The 5,597-nt window shown below is 70.0% G+C and carries 4 protein-coding genes and 1 pseudogene; 2 read left to right on the top strand and 3 right to left on the bottom strand.

Going from position 1 to position 5,597, the window contains the following annotated elements; all coding sequences use genetic code 11:
* Window positions 1-34 precede the first annotated feature (34 nt).
* From B0W88_RS29185 to B0W88_RS29175, 3 genes are read right to left on the bottom strand one after another with little or no spacing between them, the layout of a single operon-like run.
* Entirely contained in the window at window positions 35-1,315 is a 1,281-nt protein-coding gene (locus tag B0W88_RS29185; RefSeq protein WP_077038048.1) for an HlyD family efflux transporter periplasmic adaptor subunit, read from the bottom strand.
* Between the two features lie 24 nt (window positions 1,316-1,339).
* Complete coding sequence (locus B0W88_RS29180) at window positions 1,340-2,743, bottom strand: efflux transporter outer membrane subunit (protein WP_158080965.1); 1,404 nt, start codon at window positions 2,741-2,743, stop codon at window positions 1,340-1,342.
* A gap of 8 nt (window positions 2,744-2,751) precedes the next feature.
* Window positions 2,752-3,228 (bottom strand): MarR family winged helix-turn-helix transcriptional regulator, encoded by a 477-nt coding sequence (locus B0W88_RS29175; protein WP_077038046.1) that lies wholly within the window; start codon window positions 3,226-3,228, stop codon window positions 2,752-2,754.
* A gap of 107 nt (window positions 3,229-3,335) precedes the next feature.
* On the opposite strand from B0W88_RS29175, the gene B0W88_RS29170 reads away from it, so the two are divergent.
* Together B0W88_RS29170 and B0W88_RS34545 are read left to right on the top strand one after the other, a co-directional pair.
* Entirely contained in the window at window positions 3,336-5,120 is a 1,785-nt protein-coding gene (locus B0W88_RS29170) for an ABC transporter transmembrane domain-containing protein (protein WP_077038045.1), read from the top strand.
* A gap of 77 nt (window positions 5,121-5,197) precedes the next feature.
* Window positions 5,198-5,488 (top strand): annotated as a pseudogene (locus tag B0W88_RS34545) (tartrate dehydrogenase); the annotation flags it as partial.
* Between the last annotated feature and the right edge of the window lie 109 nt (window positions 5,489-5,597).

Below are 5,597 nucleotides of genomic sequence, written 5' to 3'. Positions count from 1 at the left end.
GCGGATTGAGGCTTCGCGCTCATAACGGGTTATTTCAGCGGACTGCCTTCTTGCCGCCGGCGCTGCCGAGGTTGGCGCGGATGACCTTGTTGACCGCGTCGTCGGCGCCCTTGTCGGCGTTGTCGAAGACTTCCGTCTGCGCGGCCGGCGCGGTGTTGGGCGCCTCGGTCAGCATCTTGCCGCTCTTGTCCTGCACGTCCACGGCCACGTCCATCGACAGGCCCACGCGCAGCGGATGCTCGCTGACCTGCTTCGGGTCCAGCGCGATGCGCACCGGCAGGCGCTGCACGACCTTGATCCAGTTGCCGGTGGCGTTCTGCGCCGGCAGCAGCGAGAAGGCGGCGCCGGTGCCGGCCGACAGGCCGACGATGTGGCCGGTGTACTCGACCTTGTCTCCGTAGACGTCGGCGGTCAGCTTGGCGACCTGGCCGATGCGCAGCTTGGCGACCTGGCTTTCCTTGAAGTTGGCGTCCACCCAGACATTGCGCAGGCCGACGACCGACATCAGCGGCGCACCGGCGGCCACGCGCTGGCCCAGTTGCACGCTGCGGCGGGCGACCCAGCCGTCCACCGGCGACTGCAGCTCGGTGCGCTGCAGCGCGAGGTAGGCCTCGCGCATGCGGGCGGCGGCGCGCTGGACGTTCGGATGGTTGGCCACGTCGGTGCCTTCGGTCAGCACCTTGTTGCTGCCGAGCTGCTCGCGGGCGGTCTGCAGCGCGGACTGGGCGGCGGCCAGCGCGCTCTTGGCGCTGGTGGCCTGGGCAACCGCGTGGTCGACCTCTTCCTTGCCCACGGCGCCGCTGGCCAGCAGCGGCTGGCGGCGGGTGACGTCGGCACTGGCGCGGTCCAGCTCGGTCTGGGCGCGGCGCACGTCGGCTTCGCGAGCCTGCACCTGGGACTCGAAGCTGCCGTTGTTCGTGTAGAGCGTGCGGACTTCGCGGACGGTCTGCGCGAGCTGGCTGCTGGCCTGGTCCAGCGCGACGCGGGCGTCGGCCGGGTCCAGGCTCACCAGCGGCTGGCCGGCCTTGACGTAGTCGGTGTCGTCGGCGCGGATGGCCTTGACCGTGCCGCCGACCAGCGGCGTGATCTGCACGACATTGGCGTTGACGTAGGCGTTGTCGGTGGCCTCGGTGCGCTTGCCGATCACGTACTCGTAGATCGCATAGCCGCCCAGCGCCAGCACGACCGCGACGGTCAGGGCCGTCAGCGCGGTCTTGCGCCGGCTGCTGGAGCTCGGCGGGATGGAGACGGGGGTGACCGTGGCCGGGGCGTTGGAAGCAGCGGCGGCGGGCTTGTTGTTGTCGGTGTCGCTCATGGTGTTCTTCAAGTGTCCGTTCGTTTACTTGGCGTCGGTCCAGCCGCCGCCGAGGGCGCGCATCAGGTTGACCTGGCTGTCCAGCGTCTGGCCGCGCAGGTCCAGCGCCTGGCGCTGCTGCACGAGGAGGCGGTCGCGCGCGTTGAGCACGGCCAGCCGGTTGGTGAGGCCGGCGCCGTAGCGGGACTCGGCCAGGGTCAGCGTGGATTCGGCGTTGCTGATCGAGGCCTGCTGCTCCTGCTGCTGGCCCTGCAGCGAGCCCAGCGTGGTGAGCTGGTCGCGGGCATCGCGCACGGCTTCCAGCAGCGCGCCGTTGTAGGCGGCGACGGCGGCGTCGGTGTCGGCGGCGGCGCCGTGCAGCTGGGCCTTCAGCGCGCCGGTCTCGAACAGCGGCAGGTGGATGGACGGGCCGAAGCCGAACTGGCGGCTGGGCAGCTGCAACAGGTTGTCCAGGCCCAGCGCGTTGAAGCCGGCGAAGGCGCTGAGGCTCACGTTCGGGTAGAACTGGGCGCGGGCCGAGTCGACCTTCTTCGTCGCGGCCTCGACGCGCCAGCGGGCGGCCACCACATCGGGCCGGCGGCCCAGCAGGTCGATGCCCAGGCCCTCGGCCTGCAGCGCCAGCGGCGCGGGCAGTTGCGGCGCCAGGTCCTTCAACGCGTCGATCGGCTGGACGCTCAGCTGGGCCAACTGGTGGCGCAGCAGCTGGGCCTGCTCGCGCAGCACCAGGCGCTGGCGGCGCAACTCGGGCAGCGGCTGCTCGGCGCCGCGCAGTTCCTGGCTGTTGTCCAGGCCGGCGGCGACGCGCTGGCGGGTCAGCGCCAGCGCCTGTTCGCGCTCGGCCAGCTGGCGGCCGAGGATCTCGTCCTGCGCCAGCAGGCGGGCCAGCGAGAGATAGGCGCGGCTGACCTGGCTGGCCAGCATCAGGCGGGCCGCGGCGGCATCGGCCTCGGCGGCGGCGCGGGTGCCGATGGCGGCATCCAGCTCGGCCTTGTGCTTGCCGAAGAAGTCCCACTCGTAGCTGGCACCCAGCTGGACGTTGCCCAGCGTCCACCAGTTGCCGCCCAGCGGCTCGGGGTAGATGCCGTTGGCCGAGAAGCGATTGCGGCTGACGTCGGCTTCCAGCTCGATCTTCGGGCGTTCCTCGGCACCGGCGGCCTCGGCGCCGGCGGCGGCCTTGGCGATGCGGGCGCGGGCGGCGGCCAGGCTCGGGGACTCGGCCAGTGCGCGCTGGACCAGCGCGTCGAGCTGCGGATCATTGAAAGCGGTCCACCAGTCGCTCTTCAGCTCGGCGGTGCGCGCGGCGGCGTTGAGGCCGGCCTGCTCGGCCGTCAAGGGCCTGGCCGCGTCCGGCAGCTTCGGGGCCAGCGCGCAGGCCGACAGCAAGGCCGCTGCGGCAATGGCGCTGAAGAGGGGCAGGCTTCTTCTCATGGCGGTGTTCATTCTTCTGATGGGGGGCAGTCCGCCTGGCGCAGTGCTTCGCCATTGGCGACCATGCGCTGCAGCAGGTTCAGCAGGGTGCGCCATTCCTCATGGCTGAAGCCCTGCAGGTGGGCATTGAAGGTATTGGCCAGCACGGCGGTGAGCTGGCTGGTGACGCGCTCGCCTTCTTCCGTCAGGCTCAGCATGACGACGCGGCGATCCTCGATGGAACGCACGCGCTGGCACAGGCCCTTGGCTTCGAGGCGGTCCAGCAGGCGGGTCATCGCGCCGGCATCGGTGCCGAGCTGCTCGACCAGCCGGGCCACGGAACTGGGGCCGTTGACATGCAGCATCAGCAGCGGGCCCCATTGCGCATGGGTCAGGCCCTGCTTGCAGAGCTGGCCGTCGGCATGGGCCGTCATCGACTGCTGGACCCGCTTGAGCAGCCAGCCGAGGCTTTCGCTGCGTTCGTAGCTGTCGGCTTGGTAAAACATGGGGTGAAATTTAGTTGCCTAGGCAAATATTGTCAAGGCAGATATTTGACTTCGAGCGATTAACGCACCAACGAAGGCGCAATGGTCGCCACCTACACTCGGCGCCCATGACGACGACCTCCCCCTCTTCCCCGGCCAAGGCCAGCCCCGGCGCGCTGCGCGGCCTGGCGCCCTTCCTGCGGCCCTATCGCGCCCGCATTGCGATGGCGGTGGTGTTCCTGCTGCTGGCGGCGCTGACGACGCTGGCCTTCCCGCTGGCGCTGCGCGGGCTGATCGACCAGGGCTTCATCAAGGCCGATCCGGGCGAGCGGGTGATGGCGCTGCGGGAGCACTTCCTGGCGCTGTTCGCGGTGGGCGCGGCGCTGGGCGTGTTCTCGGCCGCCCGCTTCTATGCGGTGACCTGGATCGGCGAGCGGGTCACGGCCGACCTGCGCAACGCGGTCTACGGCCATGTGCTGCGGCAGAGCCCGGAGTTCTTCGAGACGACCCAGACCGGCGAGGTGCTGAGCCGCATCACGACGGACACGACGGTGGTGCAGACGGTCGTCGGCTCCAGCATGTCGATGGGCCTGCGCAATATGGTGATGGGTATCGGCGCGGCGGTGATGCTGGTCGTCACCAACCCGCTGGTGATGACGCAGGTGATGGGCATCCTGCTGCTGGTGGTGGCGCCGGCCTTGTATTTCGGCCGGCGCGTGCGCAAGCTCAGCCGCGCCAGCCAGGACCGCGTGGCCGACACCAGCGCCATCGCCGCCGAGGTGCTGAACGCGGTGCCCGTGGTGCAGAGCTACACGCAGGAGGCGGCCGAGGACGCGCGCTTCCGCCGCGCCAGCGAGAGCGCCTTCGACACGGCGCGCAAGCGGACCCGCGTGCGATCCTTCCTCGTGGCCTTCATCATCAGCGCCACCTTCGGCGCGCTGCTGTGGGGCCTGTACCAGGGCACGCAGGCCGTGATCGCCGGGCGCATCAGCGCGGGCCACCTGGGGCAGACGGTCGTCTACGTGACCTTGCTGGTCAGTTCGGTGGCGGTGCTGGCCGAGGTCTACGGCGACGTGCTGCGCGCCGCCGGGGCCACCGAGCGGCTGGTGGAGCTGCTGGCCGCGCGTTCGCCGGTGACCGAACCTGCCGCTCCGCTGGCCCTGCCGATGCACAGCGGCGGCTCCAGCCTGACGCTGGACGGCATCCGCTTCAACTACCCCTCGCGCCCGACGCAGGCGGCGCTGGAGGACTTCAGCCTGGACATCGCCCCGGGCGAGACGGTGGCCCTGGTCGGCCCCAGCGGCGCCGGCAAGAGCACGGTATTCCAGCTGCTGCTGCGCTTCTACGACCCGCAGCAGGGTCAGGTCTTGCTCAACGGCACGCCGACGAACCAGCTGCGCCTGAACGAGCTGCGCGGCGCGATCGGCCTGGTGCCGCAGGACAGCGTGATCTTCTCGACCAGCGCGATGGAGAACATCCGCTATGGGCGACCCGAGGCCACCGATGCGGAGGTGATCGAAGCCGCCAAGGCGGCCTTCGCGGACGACTTCATCACCCGCCTGCCCGAGGGCTACGACACCTTCCTCGGCGAGCGCGGCGTGCGCCTGTCCGGCGGCCAACGCCAGCGCATCAGCATCGCCCGCGCGATCCTGAAGAACCCGCCGCTGCTGCTGCTGGACGAGGCCACCAGCGCGCTCGACGCCGAGAGCGAACGGGTCGTGCAGGCCGCGCTGGAAGCGGCGATGCAGCACCGCACGACGCTGGTGATCGCGCACAGGCTGGCCACCGTGCAGCGGGCCGACCGCATCGTCGTGATGGAGCATGGCCGCATCGTCGAGCAGGGCACGCATGCGGAACTCGTGGCGCGCGGGGGGCTCTATGCGAAGCTCGCGTCCATGCAGTTCGATATCTGATCGCTGAACGAGCGAAGGAGCCGACCCTGGCGCTGAAAATTGCCGTTATCCCCGGCGACGGCATCGGCCGCGAGGTGATGCCCGAAGAAGGCCTACGCGCGCTGGAGGCTGCCTCGCGCCGGTCCAGTTTCGAACTGGAACTGACGCCCATCGACTGAGCGAGCTGCGACTGGGACTTGCAGCACGGCCAGATGATGCCGGACGACCGGAAGGGTTCGAAGGCCTGCCCTGCCCGCTCGCCGGCCGCAAGCCGGGCGACATCGACGACCTGGTCGTGCGCGAGAACACCCGAGGGGGAGTACACCAAGCTGGGCGGCACGGCGTCGACGACGGATATGGGCGCTGCCATCGCACAGCGGATACTATCCGACGCGTGAAAAGAAAATGCCCGCCTGGATATTCCAAGGCGGGCATTCAATATATATGGCGGAGTGGACGGGGCTCGAACCCGCGACCCCCGGCGTGACAGGCCGGTAT

The sequence above is a fragment of the Pelomonas sp. KK5 genome, assembly GCF_001984095.1.
Taxonomy (GTDB): Bacteria; Pseudomonadota; Gammaproteobacteria; order Burkholderiales; family Burkholderiaceae_C; genus KK5.
The sequence above is the reverse complement of the archived record's forward strand: the minus strand, read 5'-3'. Positions and strand labels throughout refer to the sequence as shown.